General features: G+C 41.8%; 16 protein-coding genes. 6 read left to right on the top strand and 10 right to left on the bottom strand.

Annotated elements, in window-relative coordinates; translation table 11 throughout:
• Positions 1-32: 32 nt before the first annotated feature.
• The 4 genes from MHB67_RS01615 to MHB67_RS01600 form a co-directional block, all read right to left on the bottom strand.
• Positions 33-812 carry a TerC family protein gene (locus tag MHB67_RS01615; RefSeq protein ID WP_024424355.1) on the bottom strand — a complete coding sequence of 260 codons (780 nt, stop codon included), beginning with the start codon at positions 810-812 and terminating at the stop codon, positions 33-35.
• 140 nt (positions 813-952) lie between these two features.
• On the bottom strand, positions 953-1,531 hold the full coding sequence (locus MHB67_RS01610) for a TerD family protein (RefSeq protein WP_007498343.1): 579 nt from the start codon (positions 1,529-1,531) through the stop codon (positions 953-955).
• Positions 1,532-1,572: 41 nt separating this feature from the next.
• Positions 1,573-2,154 carry a TerD family protein gene (locus MHB67_RS01605; RefSeq protein WP_044333579.1) on the bottom strand — a complete coding sequence of 194 codons (582 nt, stop codon included), beginning with the start codon at positions 2,152-2,154 and terminating at the stop codon, positions 1,573-1,575.
• A gap of 20 nt (positions 2,155-2,174) precedes the next feature.
• Positions 2,175-2,777: a TerD family protein gene (locus MHB67_RS01600; RefSeq protein ID WP_024427228.1), complete on the bottom strand. Its 603-nt coding sequence runs from the start codon at positions 2,775-2,777 to the stop codon at positions 2,175-2,177.
• Positions 2,778-3,182: 405 nt separating this feature from the next.
• On the opposite strand from MHB67_RS01600, the gene MHB67_RS01595 reads away from it, so the two are divergent.
• Positions 3,183-4,175 carry an LLM class flavin-dependent oxidoreductase gene (locus MHB67_RS01595; RefSeq protein ID WP_341080279.1) on the top strand — a complete coding sequence of 331 codons (993 nt, stop codon included), beginning with the start codon at positions 3,183-3,185 and terminating at the stop codon, positions 4,173-4,175.
• Between the two features lie 210 nt (positions 4,176-4,385).
• Positions 4,386-5,426 carry an acyltransferase family protein gene (locus MHB67_RS01590; RefSeq protein WP_122631529.1) on the top strand — a complete coding sequence of 347 codons (1,041 nt, stop codon included), beginning with the start codon at positions 4,386-4,388 and terminating at the stop codon, positions 5,424-5,426.
• A gap of 20 nt (positions 5,427-5,446) precedes the next feature.
• Here the strand turns inward: MHB67_RS01590 and MHB67_RS01585 are convergent, their stop codons facing one another.
• Together MHB67_RS01585 and MHB67_RS01580 are read right to left on the bottom strand one after the other, a co-directional pair.
• Positions 5,447-6,226: a glucose 1-dehydrogenase gene (locus MHB67_RS01585; protein ID WP_133744713.1), complete on the bottom strand. Its 780-nt coding sequence runs from the start codon at positions 6,224-6,226 to the stop codon at positions 5,447-5,449.
• A gap of 119 nt (positions 6,227-6,345) precedes the next feature.
• Complete coding sequence (locus tag MHB67_RS01580; protein WP_024424361.1) at positions 6,346-6,774, bottom strand: cell wall hydrolase; 429 nt, start codon at positions 6,772-6,774, stop codon at positions 6,346-6,348.
• Positions 6,775-7,301: 527 nt separating this feature from the next.
• Here MHB67_RS01580 and MHB67_RS01575 point away from each other — a divergent pair.
• Positions 7,302-8,363, top strand: coding sequence for a DUF4352 domain-containing protein (locus tag MHB67_RS01575; protein WP_024424362.1), 1,062 nt, complete (start codon positions 7,302-7,304; stop codon positions 8,361-8,363).
• A 337-nt stretch (positions 8,364-8,700) separates the two neighbouring features.
• On the opposite strand, the gene MHB67_RS01570 is transcribed toward MHB67_RS01575, so the two are convergent.
• The 3 genes from MHB67_RS01570 to MHB67_RS01560 all read right to left on the bottom strand — a co-directional run bounded on the left by MHB67_RS01570 (position 8,701) and on the right by MHB67_RS01560 (position 10,934).
• Positions 8,701-8,889 carry a hypothetical protein gene (locus MHB67_RS01570; RefSeq protein ID WP_342492737.1) on the bottom strand — a complete coding sequence of 63 codons (189 nt, stop codon included), beginning with the start codon at positions 8,887-8,889 and terminating at the stop codon, positions 8,701-8,703.
• 129 nt (positions 8,890-9,018) lie between these two features.
• The gene (locus MHB67_RS01565; protein ID WP_342492736.1) at positions 9,019-10,194 is read right to left on the bottom strand and encodes an ABC transporter permease; all 1,176 of its coding nucleotides are present in this window, start codon (positions 10,192-10,194) and stop codon (positions 9,019-9,021) included.
• Entirely contained in the window at positions 10,194-10,934 is a 741-nt protein-coding gene (locus tag MHB67_RS01560; protein WP_025092774.1) for an ATP-binding cassette domain-containing protein, read from the bottom strand. The genes MHB67_RS01565 and MHB67_RS01560 overlap by 1 nt, the downstream gene beginning before the upstream one ends.
• Positions 10,935-11,095: 161 nt before the next feature.
• Here MHB67_RS01560 and MHB67_RS01555 point away from each other — a divergent pair, with 161 nt between their 5' ends.
• Together MHB67_RS01555 and MHB67_RS01550 are read left to right on the top strand one after the other, a co-directional pair.
• Positions 11,096-11,797, top strand: a complete 702-nt coding sequence (locus MHB67_RS01555) for a LytTR family DNA-binding domain-containing protein (RefSeq protein WP_206534124.1) — start codon at positions 11,096-11,098, stop codon at positions 11,795-11,797.
• A gap of 11 nt (positions 11,798-11,808) precedes the next feature.
• On the top strand, positions 11,809-12,774 hold the full coding sequence (locus MHB67_RS01550) for a GHKL domain-containing protein (protein WP_342492735.1): 966 nt from the start codon (positions 11,809-11,811) through the stop codon (positions 12,772-12,774).
• A gap of 33 nt (positions 12,775-12,807) precedes the next feature.
• Here the strand turns inward: MHB67_RS01550 and MHB67_RS01545 are convergent, their stop codons facing one another.
• Positions 12,808-13,737, bottom strand: coding sequence for an aldo/keto reductase (locus MHB67_RS01545; protein WP_342492734.1), 930 nt, complete (start codon positions 13,735-13,737; stop codon positions 12,808-12,810).
• Between the two features lie 158 nt (positions 13,738-13,895).
• On the opposite strand from MHB67_RS01545, the gene MHB67_RS01540 reads away from it, so the two are divergent.
• Positions 13,896-14,360: a DUF1453 domain-containing protein gene (locus MHB67_RS01540; RefSeq protein WP_225315555.1), complete on the top strand. Its 465-nt coding sequence runs from the start codon at positions 13,896-13,898 to the stop codon at positions 14,358-14,360.
• Positions 14,361-14,369 lie beyond the last annotated feature (9 nt).

Raw genomic sequence — 14,369 nt, 5'->3', positions numbered from 1 at the left:
CCGCTAATCAACTCCATTCCTTTTTGATCGTCCTATTCTTCTTTTGAAGCCGCAGCTTCGTTTGTCACTTCTTGATGTTTCTTCTTATTGATTTTATGAACGATAAACGTTCCGATAAATGCTAGGATAATAATCGCAAAGAATACAAGATGCGGGATTTCAATGTGAGCAGCACTCAAGCCCATTTTGATCGCAATGATCCCGATGAGAATAAACGCTGTATTCTCAAGCTCTGGGATACGGTCAATGAGAACAAGGAATAACTGTGCGACTGTACGCATCATGAGAATTCCAAGCATTCCGCCTAATAGTAGAATCCATACTTCCTCAGATACAGCGAATGCTGCAAGAATACTATCAACCGAGAAGGCAAGGTCCATAATTTCTACAGAAATAACAGTTGCCCAGAACACACCAAAGACTCGAATCAACCAGCCTTCTTTTTTCAGTTCCTTCGCTTCATCATCGCCGTCACCTAACCAGAAGTGCTTAATAACAAGCCATGCTAAGTAAGCAGCTCCGAGGACCTTAATCCACCAGAACTTAATAAGCAGCATCCCTACGCCAATGAATAGAAAACGGAAGAAATAAGCGCCAATTAATCCGTAGGTTAATGCCTTTTTACGCTGCTTTTCTGGTAGATGTTTCACCATCACAGCTAATACAAGTGCGTTATCTGCTGATAACAATCCTTCAAGCACGACAAGAGTCCCAATAAGCCCCCAAGAGACAGGGTCTGTTAATACCTCTGCCCACATATGCCAATCAAAAAACGAGGCATATGTATCCAACATATGTTTCAAAATGTCCAACTGGTTTTCCTCCTATAAGTGTAGAAGCATCAGCAGGCTTTCGCCTGCTGCTATTCTTGATCGCTGTTTCTTTCTCACTTAGGAAAAGGCCCTCATATGAGCTTTTGACAGCATCTCTTGAATTGATTTGTTTCTCTTATTTACACTTCTAACCCATAATTTTGACAAAGAGCTGCAAGTCCGCCAGAGAATCCGCTTCCGATCGCGTTAAACTTCCAATCACTTCCGTGTCGGTACAATTCACATACCACAACAGCTGTTTCAATTGAGAAGTCTTCGCCTAAATCGAAGCGAATCAATTCTTCCCCGCCCTCTTCATTTACAACACGAACAAATGCATTAGAGACTTGTCCAAAATTCTGGCTGCGCGCTTCTGCATCATGAATCGTAACTGTAATTCCGATACGATCAATGTTAGCAGGAATTTTCGAGAAATCAACGAGAATTTGCTCGTCATCTCCATCTCCTTCACCCGTACGGTTATCACCTGTATGAGTGACACTGCCGCTCGGATGCTGAAGGTTATTATAGAACACAAAATCTGTATCTTGCTGACAACGATTGTTTGCATCCACCAAGAAAGCCGAAGCGTCCAAATCAAATTCGGCTCCGCCAGAATATTTATTCGTATCCCAGCCAAGACCGATCATCACTTTCGTCAGCCCTGGGTTGGTTTTGGTTAAATCGACACGTTGTCCTTTTGAAAGCTGAATCGCCATATTCGTATCTCTCCTGTCTTTGAAAATAGGAAACTATTGCGTTATCCGATATCTAAGCCAAAGTCCGTTGCAATGCGGGCAAGACCGCCTTGATAGCCTGATCCGACAGCTGAGAATTTCCATTCCCCGCCATGACGGTATAATTCACCTACAATAATGGCTGTCTCAATTGAGAAATCCTCTGCCAAATCGTAGCGAATGAGTTCTTCATTCGAAGCCGCATTTAAAATACGTACATATGCGTTAGACACTTGTCCGAAGTTTTGACTGCGCGCTTCTGCATCATGAATTGTAATGACAAATGAAATCTTCTCAATACTTGCTGGTACAGCTGCAAGGTCAACATTGACCTGCTCGTCATCTCCGTCCCCTTCGCCAGTGCGGTTATCGCCTGTATGTACGACACTGCCGCCTCCGCCAGTTGTTTGGTTGTAAAAGACAAAGTCAGATGGAGAGCTTGCTTTACCTGACGCATCTAAAAGGAATACACTTGCGTCTAGATCAAAGTCATGTCCGCCGTCATACTTATTGACGTCCCAGCCAAGACCGACGACTACTTTTGTTAAACCCGGATTCGTTTTTGTTAAATCAATTTTTTGACCTTTCGCTAAAGAAATTCCCACTAGGAACCTCTCCCTTCTGTTTAAATATAGTTTCTCGTAATATCTGCAAGCTTCGCATCATTTGTACCATTTCCAAGCGCCGCAAACTTCCACTCATTCTCGTGACGATAAAGCTCCCCGACGATTAATGATGTTTTTCCTGCATAATCATCTTTTAAATTATATTTCACTAATTCTTGATTGTTTGAACGATCAACGATACGGATGTAAGCATTTTGAATCATACCAAAGTGTTGGTTCCTTCTAAGGGCATCATAAATGTTGACGACAAACACCAATTTATTCACATTACCCGGCACCTTGCTCAAGTTGACAAGGACTTGTTCATCATCTCCGTCTCCTTCGCCAGTCAGGTTGTCACCTGTATGCTCAACACTGCCGCATTTGCTCTTTAGGTTGCCAAAATAAATCAAATCTTTATTTTCCGTAAACTTATCATTTTTCAGCATGAGCACTGAAGCATCACAATCAACATCAGCGCCGCCTCCGCCGCCAAACAGCTTTCCTAAAAATCCGCCGCCTTGTGATACAGGGTCCCAGCCAAGTCCAACAAGAATATTCGTCAGCCCTGTTTTCCCTTTTGTTAAATCAATACGTTGACCTTTTTCTAATGTAATCGCCAAATCAATCACTCCTCCAGCATAATAAAAATCTATTTATTAAGCGATGGACCCTATTAAAATCATCATACATGAAAATTCGACAAAATTCATGAAATGACATTGGAGCCTCTTACTCTTTTTTCTATTTACTAGTATATACGATCTATGTTCAAGATAGGTTTCAAACTCTTTATATTTTTTTAACGAAAGATGCACATTGGAATGGTTCATGTCGTTAATGAAGTGTTTCATGTGAAACATTGTCGAAAGTTCCCGATGAACAGCTCTTGCTGATAAGGAGGGTATTGATGTGGTTTCATATGTTGATATAGAAAAGATAAAAGCAAAGGATAAAACCTTTCGTTTCCTTCCACCTATGGATTTCTTTATACTTATATTCAGCATGTTGATGAAAGGATGTTGATGATGCCATCACTTCATATATTAGATCAAGTCGCCATTCCTAAAGGTCAGTCTGCTCAGGAGACATTGATTCATACAACGCAGCTGGCTCAGCTGGCTGAAACGCTTGGGTATGAGCGCTATTGGTTCGCCGAACACCACAGCACAAGAGGGCTCGCTAGTACAGCGCCTGAAATATTAATGGCTCATATTGCGGCTCATACAACGACCTTGCGTACCGGATCTGGCGGTATTTTACTTCCTCAGTACAGTCCTTTTAAAGTAGCAGAGGTCACGCGGCAACTTGAAGCCCTTTATCCTGGACGGATTGAGATTGGTGTCGGCAAATCTCCAGGCGGGATCGAAAGGACGAGACTCGCTTTGACGGACGGCGTGCCTAAAGATCTGTCTCAGTTTGACCGCCAGCTGAAGGACCTTCTTTTTTACTTATCAGACAGCCTGCCTTCTGGTCATCCGCATGCAGGCGTGAAAGCTGCTCCGCTTGTTGATGCTCATCCGCCGGTTTGGCTGCTTGGGCTGGGAGAAAATAGTGCCATGCAGGCGGCGGAGCTTGGAATCAACTATATTTTTGGCCACTTTATCCATCCTGCTCGCGGCACACAAGCATTTGAGACGTATCGATCACACTTTTCTCCATCTGTCTTTTCTAGGCAGCCACAATCTATGTTTGCCGTCTTTGTCATCTGCGGTGAAACAGATGAAGAAGCAGACAGGATCGCCAGCAGTACAGATTTATGGCTGCTTCGTGTTGAAAAGGGACTGGACAGCCGCGTTCCTTCTATAGAAGAAGCAAGCGCCTATCACTACACCATACAGGAAAAGAAAAAAGTGCTGCAAAACCGCCAGCGGATGATTGTCGGCTCGAAGAAAACGGTGAAAGAGCAATTACAGACCTTGATGGACCGCTATCAAACGGATGACATCATGATTCTGAACAATTCCTTTGATCCGATCGAAAAACAACGTTCCTTCAAGCGAATAGCAGAATTATTTTGAAGCCAGCTTTCCAGGCTTCTTTTTTACATTGTCATAAAAAATGGGAAATGTAACATCAAGATGTCAAAATCCTTCCGTCTGTCATCTGATCGCAAATGTGTCTTCTAATCGTTAGCGAACTGTAAACGCATAAGAGGTGTACCTTTTATATAGTAGAGGTACATATTCAATGAACGGTTTACAACGCTGAGAAAGAAGGAGATGACAGACATGAAAAAGAGACTCGATTGGGTTGATGCAGCTAAAGGGATTGGCATTCTGCTCGTGGTCATGGCGCATGTGCCCATTCCAGATTCGCTCAAGCAATTCATTTACTCTTTTCATATGCCGCTTTTCTTTTTACTATCAGGCATGATGTTTCGATCATCCTCATCCCCTGCTTTGTCATTTATTCAGAAAAAAGCCAAAAGCTTACTCTTGCCCTATCTCTATTTCTCCATCATTACGTATGTATTTTGGTTCTCCGTTACCCGTTTTTTCGCATTCAAGGGACAAACGGATATTGATCCTTTCGTTCCGTTTACAGGTATTTTCATATCCAATGCAGATGAAGCAAGACTGACACATAACCCAGCGATTTGGTTTTTAACGACGCTCTTTTTAGTGGAAATTTTATTTCTCTTTATGCATCGTCTTTCTAAAGGAAAACCCGCTACCGTGATCTTGCTGACTGTTCTTTGCGGCGGTGCTGGATATGCCTCTACCTTGCTTTTAGATCAAAGTCTTCCTTGGAACGCCAATGTCGCCTTGACAGCTGTTGTGTTTTATTCGATTGGATTTTTAGCAAAGCAATGGTTTGTGGAATTAAAAACAGATCCAACCCTTCTTTTATGTACAGGTCTGCTTGTGCTGACGGCTTACATGCAAAGCTTTAATTCACGGATCGATATGCGCGTCAACGACTACGGTGATCTCTTTATTTTCTATGCATGTGCTCTGCTCGGTTCAGCTGCCGTGATTTATTTAAGCTTTAAATTGAAAACATCCCCTATTTTGACGTATCTAGGACGTAATTCTATTGTCATTCTTGTCTTGCAGTTTGCCGGTATCGATATCATGAAAGCATTTGTTTTTTATGGACTCGGTATCAATATTGCTGATACAGCACAGCTCTCTTGGACACTTTTTTATACGATCGGCACATTGCTGCTCATGGTGCCATGTATCTCCTTCCTGAGCAAATACCCGATGCTGCTCGGCAAACCGACCAAAGCCGCTCAACGCTACGAACAAAAAACATCCGCCGGCTGAACAGGCGGATGTTTTTTGGATTAATCATTGATTTGAGAAGGATAAAGTGTCATTCCACCATCTACAAATAAGGTGGTGCCTGTGATATACGCCGCTTCCTTAGAAACGAGGAATGCAGCAGCGGCCCCAATCTCCTTCGGTTCACCAAAGGTTCTCATCGGAATTTTCTCAAGCTGCTTTTGTTTTTTCAATTCATCCTGTAAATCATCATTCGATTCGGTTGCCATGGTACCCGGCGCAATCGCGTTGATTCGAATACCTGCTTCGGCATAATCAAGAGCCAGCGTCTTCGTCATCATATTCATTCCGCCCTTTGAAGTGGAATAATGAACGTTGAACGGGCGCGGAATTTCCTGATGGACACTGGAAATATTTAAAATAGATCCTTTGATGTCATGCTCCATCATATAGGCGAGCGCAGCCTTTGCGCCTAAAAATGCACCTGTTATGTTCACATCGATGACGTTTTGCCATTGCTCCAGCGTCATCTCATGCGGCAGCGCTTCTTCGCCGTTGAAGCCTGAATTATTGACGAATACATCTACTGTACCGAAATGCTCCAGTGCTGTATCCATGATGGCTTGGATGCCTTCCTCTTTGGAGACATCTGCGTGTACTTTCACCGCCCCACCTCCGTGCTGCTGAATGGCTTTTACGGTCTCTTCAGCTCCATCTTCATCGCCTTTATAGTTTACAACCACATTCATTTCCTCTTGTCCAAACCGTAATGCGATCGCTTGTCCAATTCCTTTTGAAGAGCCTGTGACAATGGCTGTTTTTCCTTTTAAATCTTGATACATCTTTATTTCCTCCATTCACGTGCTTCATCTTGCTGATACACAATGGTTACCCATTTTGGAAAAAACAAAAACACAACCCTCTGCATTTGTACTCTAAGAGGGTTGTGCGTTTCATCAAGCTAAAAGGTGTTATAAACATTTTCACACGTTTCGGCGGTTGGCTGATAAAAGCAATGCGACTTATACCTTGCCACAAACGGCTGATTGTACCAAGTCGCTGGACAATCGCCAGGCGGTTTAAAATACCAAAGGCTGAATTTTGCCGGCCAAAAACGTTCTCCGTTAATATTTCTCCGCGCAAGTGTTTTTTCCGTTTCTCGTGCTCGCTGATAGAAGTAACCATGCGTGACCGCTTCGAATGCATGCTCCTGATAAATCATTTGTGGAATCGTACGCAGCCCTTTAAAGTCAGAGCAGTTGGCACGCAAACGATTGATGCCCACGTTTCCTACGAGCAGCATCCCTCGCCTCCCTTCACCTTCTGCCTCCGCTCTCAGCAGTCTGGCCATTAAATCAATATCAGAGCTTGTCGCTCTTACCACTGCCATACATCCACCTCCAGTTCGTTTCTCTTTTATTTTATGTAGCGTTTCTGTGTAGATGACTGCCATTTTGACATGAAAAAGCACGTTCAGTGTCGGCAGCCTGTCTAAATTTGCTGGACATGTGTCTCGCTGCCAACAACACTCAAACCAAGTGACCATATACATAACAGGAAGAAATATTCATTACTATATACTCATTTACAAGTCATAAAAATCCTTCTAATTGCGACATCATCTTCAAAAACAGTCATTTGAACCTATTCAATAATCCGACTCAAAACCTTAAAATATAAAATGTTGAGTTTCTACAGGAGATATCAAATAATAAATTACAAGTTTCTCCTCTCAACTTAGTGTCATTTTTACTACTTGAAGCCAATCAACCTCGGAAACGCACTGAGGTATTGACAGTACTTTCGCTTCATTCTACAGTAAAAAACATACAGTATTTTTCTTTTTGTGCAAAAAGAATGATATGAACTACAGCTTTTCAATGAAATTCACCATAAACCCGAGGAGGAAAACACGCCATGTTTAAAAAGAAATTATCCCTGTTTCTTCTGATCTTGTGTGTAACTGTTGTCGCTGCTGCTTGTAGTGGTGGAAAAGACAAAACAGCTGCGAAAGAAAACGATACCAAAAAATCTCTTGATGCAGCAGAGGTAAAGGTAGAAAGTGCTGAGTACACATTACCACCTCAATACGATACATCTGTACAGGATGATCAGTATGTACTAAAAGTGAATGTATCTGTAAAAAATATCAGCAAAGAGCCTCTCAATGTTGATAAAAGCAACTTCACGCTTTACCAAGATGACGCACAGGTATCTACGATCTCTCCAGATGACTACAACGAAGTATTATCTTCAAGCTCTTTAAATGCAGACAAAGTAACAAAAGGCGGTCTTTTCTTTGTTGTTGACAAAGACAAAGACTATCAGCTTGTTTACACAGAGCCAGGAAGCGGATCGAAAAAAGATGACAAAACACTAGAATTCGATATTAAAGGAAAAGACTTAATGAAAAAAGCAGATACACTACAAGCATCTGCAAAAGCTCTTTCTTCTTATATTGATGTGATGATTTTTGGTAAGAAAAACGATGATTTCGAAAAACTAACAGGTGATAACAAATCAACTGTTGTGAACGAATTTGATAAATCATTCAAACAAGGTTACATCACTTCATCAGGTATTTCTTCTAGCTCAGCGAAGGACGAAAACCTTGATAAGCTTTTAAAAGCTGTGAAAGAAACATTAGCTGAAAAATCAAAAGTTTCAACAAAAACAAAATCCATCAGTGGTGATAAAGCTGTCGTGACTGTGACTCTGACACCAATCGATGCAAGTCCGCTTGTCGATCGTTTGAAAGAGAAAGCGACTGAGTTCTACAGCAAAAACCGTTCAGCTTCTTATGATGAAGCGCAAAAATACTTACTATCAATTTACCCAGATGAGTTTAAAAAATTAGGACCATCATCTTCTGAAGAAACAGTAGAAGTCAACATGAAGAAAAATGATATCGACCAATGGAAACTTGATTTGAACGACTACAAAACAAGCTCATTAGTTGAGAAATTCATCAAGAACTAATGGAAAAACCCCCGGAATCGGGGGTTTTTCCTTAATTTATTTCGGTTGTTTCCTATATTTGATTCTGAAATACATACAAGAAAGCAAGAAAATCGCCAGCCACCCCACTGAATGTCCACCATAAATATAGTAATGGCTGCTACTATTAATATAGTGAGATCGAGCTTTTTTCATATCGCAAACATTTTATAAAGATGAATTCCTCTTTTCAGCTTCATATTCTTTAATGATCTCAATTGGATCAATCGCATCTTCCTCTTGTGCGTATTCCTCTACATAAGGAGTTGTTAATTTTTCAAACCTTTGCTCATCGTCTACTAAAGCAATATAGACATCATTATCCCTCATAATCAGAAGGGAATAACGTTGCAGTAGAACTACCGGTTTCTAAAGCCTTGTCTATTGCATTTTTTAATTCTAATAAACCTACCCTGTTTCCCAAAATAAAGGCTTCAAAATGGTGTGTTTGCTGAGCATATATATTACATAGTCCTAACACATCATCGTCATCTGTTTGATAAGACATACCCGAACTCCTTTCCTTGGTAAAATTAGGATAATCATATCATTTCCTCTTCCATCATGCTATCGCGAGCCTCTTTTATATGAATCTCTGAATATAAAAAACTTGCAGAATATATCTGCAAGTTTTTCTTTATTTCGCAAGCATCCATTTCTCTTTCATAAACAAGCTTCTGACGATGACAAACAGGATGACGACTGCCAAGGCTGAGGAGCCGAGTGTCAGGGTGATGGACATTGGATCGATGATACCAAACATCAATTGCTTACACAGCGCATGAATATTGAGAAATGGGATGGCAAAGTAATACGTATCTAGCTGCGTAGCACCTGCTCTCATGGTAAAGAACATTGGGAGCACACCTAGTGTAATGATCATGGACATGTACGATTGCGCTTCTTTGACTGAGCCCGACATCACACTGAGCAGCAATTCAATCATGGATACCATGAAGGAGAAGATGATAAGCGCCGCAAACATAACGCCGATAATGCTCCACATTTGATCACCAAAGTTCAGAGCTTGCTTCAGCTTTTCTGTAAAGAGCAAAGTGGATAGAAGCAGCATCCCGATCGCCACAATCCCACTTAAAATACCGAACATAGAGACAGCGAGCCATTTTCCGATGAGAATCTGGAGTCTGCTGGCCGGCGTCAGGAATAAAGCTTCAATTGATTTTCGGTCTTTTTCACCTGCTACAATATCAAGCGCTGCCGGCAAAGCACCTGAGATCACGGAGGTCACCAAAATCATTGGAAGGAGAATCGACAACAGCATAGCAGTCACTCCGTTTTCCCCTTCATCACCTTCTTCTACATCAACGGACTGCACTTCGAACGGATGAATAACGGACGTATCGATTTGATCCGCTGCTAAACGCTTCTCGACCACCTGGTTTTGATACTGCTCCAGCAACGATTGCAGCATTTGAACGGTGATCACCGAATCATCATCTGTCGTATATCCATGAATTTTAATGGCGAATGGCTTTTGATGCTTGAGCATATCGCCAGCCTCTTTCGGCATTTCCAGGTAAGCATTTGCCTCCCCATCTTTGACAGCTTGCTGCGGATCATCAAATGTTTCAAGGTTTAGGTTTTTGACCTCTTTGATCATTTGGTTCATTTCGGCTGGAAGCTGTTCATTGATGGCGACTGTATAGGCTTTATCCCCTGGATCTGCAATCATGCTTTCATAAAAGAACACCAGCCCAAGCATGGTCAAAAGAGGAATCAGTACGGTTAAGAGCAACGTTTTTCGATCCCTTAGCGCATCTGTCATTTCTTTCATAAAGACGGTTTTCCACATTATGAAATCCCCCTAGCGAGCTTCGACATAAAGATATAGTTCAAGTCTTCACTTTGTTCCTGTGCATATAATTCTGGAAGTGTCCCTTTGTAAACAAGCTCTCCTTGATGAATCATCATCACACTGTCACAAAGCTGGCTGACTTCTTCCATGATGTGGCTTGAAAAGAGGATCGTTTTATTTTGCTGCTTGAGCTGATGGATAAAATCTCTGAAAATATTACTCGACGTGATATCTAAGCCTGTTGTCGGCTCATCAAATAAAATAATGTCAGGATCATGAATTAACGTTCTGGCAATCGCCACCTTTTGTTTCATTCCTCTTGAGAATCCTTTCACCTTGCGATCCATGTATTGTCTCATCCCAAAACGCTTTGCTAAATCCTCTATTCTTGCTTTGATTTCATGCTGATCTAAGCCATATAATTTGCCAAAGTATTCAAGGTTTTCTCTTGCCGTCAAACGATCGTAAAGCCCCGTCTCTCCGCCAAACAAGACACCAATTCGCTTTTTCACTTCTGTTGCTTCTTTCACTGTATCAAAGCCTGCGACAGTGACTGTTCCGTGTGTAGGCTCTAATAATGTGGCTACAGCGCGCAATAATGTTGTTTTTCCTGCACCATTTTCTCCTAGAATGCCAACGACTTCCCCTTCCTTCACGGAGAACGTCATGTGTTTCATCGCTTTTACGACTTTTTTCTTATCTTTAAACCAGCAGCTGCAATCGCTGAGAGTAATCATGTGGTTCGCCCCTTTCAACTTTCTAAGTCTATGATAGAAAAAATAACGCTTGCCTGATATAAAAATGTCGCGAAACGTCCTTTTTCTGTCTTGAAATGATCTATTTCAAAAAAACAAATGGTAAAATAGACAAATAATAAGAATGGTCATAGGTGATTTTTATGATAAAAGTAGGTCTCGTCGACGATTACCGAGTAGATTTAGAAAAGTTGCACGCCATTGTAGGCAGGATGGAGGCTGTGGACATCGTCTTTGTCACGCAGTCAGCAGAGGATGCATATGAGAAGGTCAAAAAAGGAGACATTGATCTGTTGTTCGCTGACATTGAAATGCCTGGAATGTCCGGCTATGAATTAGCGGACCTCATTCACTCTCACGCACTGAATGTCGATGTGGTCTTTGTGACAGGAAACAGTGGATATGCGGTCCATGCGTTTGATTTGAATGTACATGATTATATTATGAAGCCCTACCATGCTGATCGAATTGCCAAATGCTTAGAGCGTTATCTGTCCACCAAGCAGGAGAAAAGCATTCATGGACGGCTTCTCATTAAACAGCAGTCAGATATTCATGTGCTGCAGAAAAAGGATGTTATTTTTGTTGAGCGAACAGGCCGGTCAACAACTATCGTGACAACGACAGGAGATATCCAGACCTATCAGACATTAAATGAGCTAAAGGGCGATCTGGCTGAAAAGGATTTTATCCGCTCCCACCGATCGTTTATTATCAATATTCATTACATTAAGAATTTCTCGGCGTATGCTAAAAATTCGTATATCGTGTCTTTTGAAGGGACAGATAAAAAAGCCATGATGACCAAGCAGCAATTAGAATTCTTTAAGAAATACTATTTTTAAGGAGAACGAACGTGAACGCTTTCTATCTTGGATTTCGCATTTATGCTCTCATATGGTTAGGTCTTGCGTTTCATGCAGCTGCTGAAGCCTTTCTGCCGCTTTCATCCATTGTGTTGTGGCTTCTTACCTTTTGTGTGATATGTGTTTATACATTTTTCATGTACAAAAGATTTTTGCCTCATACGAGTGGTGATGTGATATTAGGCGCTTTTATACTCATTACCTGCACAGGCCTTTTGCTCTTTCTAACGCAACCGAATGAGCTGAGCTGTCTTTTGGCGCTCATCATGATGGTGACTGTCGATATCCTCTCGTTGAAGGTGATGCAGACAGAGAAACAGTTAAATGGACGGCTTCAAGAGCTCATAAACGCAGAATCAAGAACCAATGAATTACTTCTTGAACTGCGCAGTAAACATCATGAAACAGCCAGACATTTAAATGCCTTTTCCGCGTCGAACGACGAACATGAAATCAAAGATTTAATTCAGCAATACGTCAAACATTTCCCATGGATTAAAGGAGAAAATGCATATTTAGCCTCAACCCTACATTCCTTTTTGGAGCGGGCTGAGAAAGAGGACATTGCACTTTCACTAGACCTTCAAGCACCCTTTTCATCGCTTCCTTTTTCAAAGGCGGATCAGGTTAGTTTTACTGGCAACCTGCTTGATAATGCTCTAGATGCATCGATTGAAGCGAAGCAAGCCGGAAAAGAGGGCAGCATTTCGGTCAAGACCTCTATTCGGAGCGGGCTATTTTTAATCCATTGTGAAAACAGCACAAAAGGTATGGAAAAACACGTGCTAGATCATTTGTTCAAAACTTTTGGCCGCTCGACAAAAGGCGGCGATCATCAAGGCATGGGGACGTATATCATTCAACAGCTTGTAGAAAAGGCAGACGGTACACTTGATTTCACTTACCGTTCTCCAAATTTGCGGCTCGTCATCAAAATCCCTCTCACCATGTCATAAAAAAAAGGTGCATAGCTGCACCTTTTTTTAGTGTTAAGAGAAGATCTTATCGATTTGATTGATTTCCTCTTCTGTTAATTGAACATCGTTTGTTTTTAGGTTTTTCAGCACTTGGTCTGCTCGTTTTGCTCCTGGAATAATCGCATCAATGCCATCCTGCGCTAAGAGCCAAGCGAGTGCGACGTGTGCTGTTTCTGCATTCTTTGATTGAGCAATGGCTTTCAGCTTGTCTACTTTTTCGAGATTTGAAAGGAATGCATCGCCTTGGAAAAGCGGGTCCTTTGCTCGAATATCATCAAATGTCGCATCTTTTGTAAATTTCCCAGTCAACAAGCCTGATGCCAATGGGAAATAAGGAATAAAGGAGATCCCATGCTCGACACAGTATGGAAGAAGATCCTGCTCTGCCTGACGTTTCAGCAGAGAATACTCCGATTGAAGCACGTCTAAGTAGCCATCTCGGTTAAAGGCTTGAAGCTGTTCAAAATCAAGGTTTGATGCACCGATTGCCCTGATTTTCCCTTCATCCTTCAATTCCTTTAATGTGCCTGCTACTTCTTCGAGCGGCGTGCGTCCATCCGGGAAATGCATATAGTACAAGTCAATATAATCAGTTTGCAGTCGTTTCAGGCTATTTTCAACCTGCTCTCTTAAGAAATCACGGCTGTTATCAAGTTCAATTTGCCCGTTTACTTCCTTATGAGCTCCTTTTGTCGCAAGGACAAGCTTTTCTCTGCCGCCTCTTTTGGCAATGATCTCACCGATTAATTCCTCTGAACGGCCCAGCCCATAAATAAAAGCAGAATCTAAGAAATTGACACCTTGATCAAGAGCCGTCTCCACAAGCTCCCGTCCAGCATCCTCACTAAGATTCGGGAATAAATTATGTCCACCTACTGCATTCGTACCAAGCCCTATCGGATTTACCTGCAAATCAGTTCGTCCAAGCGTTACCTTTTTCAAAAGCTCATCTCCCTTATCTACATAATCATCCTTATTTTCCCACGAATCATTTCCAACATTCAAGTATACCGCTCTCTAAAATCAACCTGCAGGTGGACGCCGCGAAAATAGAAGATGCGTATGATGAAGATAGACTAAAACGAAAAGGAGATCTTGTCATGACCATTCAAATTGTCATCATTATGATTATTCTGCTTTTAAGAACAGGCAAGGAAAAAGAAATCCGCCCCATCAGGCTTCTCATAGGACCGCTCATTTTATTAGGCACACTCTCTTATTCCTTTACTCAGCATATTGAAATCACGGCGATGAGCCTGCTTGCAATGATTGTCTTTGCACTCACAGGTTTTGCAATCGGGCTATGGAGAGGTAAACTATACAAAGTAACATATGATCAACAGTCGGGGCGTATCACCGCCGCCAGCTCACTTTATGGAACACTTTTTTTCATCGGAATCATCCTTATCCGGATGACAGTAGGTTCAATTGTACAGGATGGCGGTCATTCCCTGATCATTTTCGCAAATGGCCTGACATTCCTTCCAATCGGCAGTATGATCGGATTACGTTTTATTCTTTTAAAAAGATATATGAACATCAAAGCATCTGCTGCTATTAACTGACAGACAGGA

The sequence above is a fragment of the Bacillus sp. FSL H8-0516 genome, assembly GCF_038635285.1.
Lineage (GTDB): Bacteria > Bacillota > Bacilli > Bacillales > Bacillaceae > Bacillus > Bacillus safensis.
The sequence above is the reverse complement of the archived record's forward strand: the minus strand, read 5'-3'. Positions and strand labels throughout refer to the sequence as shown.

Excerpts from the sequence above, each read along its gene's own strand:
- MHB67_RS01610 (WP_007498343.1), bottom strand. The coding sequence starts at position 1,531 with ATGGCGATTCAGCTTTCAAAAGGACAACGTGTCGATTTAACCAAAACC.
- MHB67_RS01595 (WP_341080279.1), top strand. The coding sequence starts at position 3,183 with ATGCCATCACTTCATATATTAGATCAAGTCGCCATTCCTAAAGGTCAG.
- MHB67_RS01590 (WP_122631529.1), top strand. The coding sequence starts at position 4,386 with ATGAAAAAGAGACTCGATTGGGTTGATGCAGCTAAAGGGATTGGCATT.
- MHB67_RS01585 (WP_133744713.1), bottom strand. The coding sequence starts at position 6,226 with ATGTATCAAGATTTAAAAGGAAAAACAGCCATTGTCACAGGCTCTTCA.
- MHB67_RS01580 (WP_024424361.1), bottom strand. The coding sequence starts at position 6,774 with ATGGCAGTGGTAAGAGCGACAAGCTCTGATATTGATTTAATGGCCAGA.
- MHB67_RS01575 (WP_024424362.1), top strand. The coding sequence starts at position 7,302 with ATGTTTAAAAAGAAATTATCCCTGTTTCTTCTGATCTTGTGTGTAACT.
- MHB67_RS01570 (WP_342492737.1), bottom strand. The coding sequence starts at position 8,889 with ATGTCTTATCAAACAGATGACGATGATGTGTTAGGACTATGTAATATA.
- MHB67_RS01565 (WP_342492736.1), bottom strand. The coding sequence starts at position 10,194 with ATGTGGAAAACCGTCTTTATGAAAGAAATGACAGATGCGCTAAGGGAT.
- MHB67_RS01560 (WP_025092774.1), bottom strand. The coding sequence starts at position 10,934 with ATGATTACTCTCAGCGATTGCAGCTGCTGGTTTAAAGATAAGAAAAAA.
- MHB67_RS01555 (WP_206534124.1), top strand. The coding sequence starts at position 11,096 with ATGATAAAAGTAGGTCTCGTCGACGATTACCGAGTAGATTTAGAAAAG.
- MHB67_RS01540 (WP_225315555.1), top strand. The coding sequence starts at position 13,896 with ATGACCATTCAAATTGTCATCATTATGATTATTCTGCTTTTAAGAACA.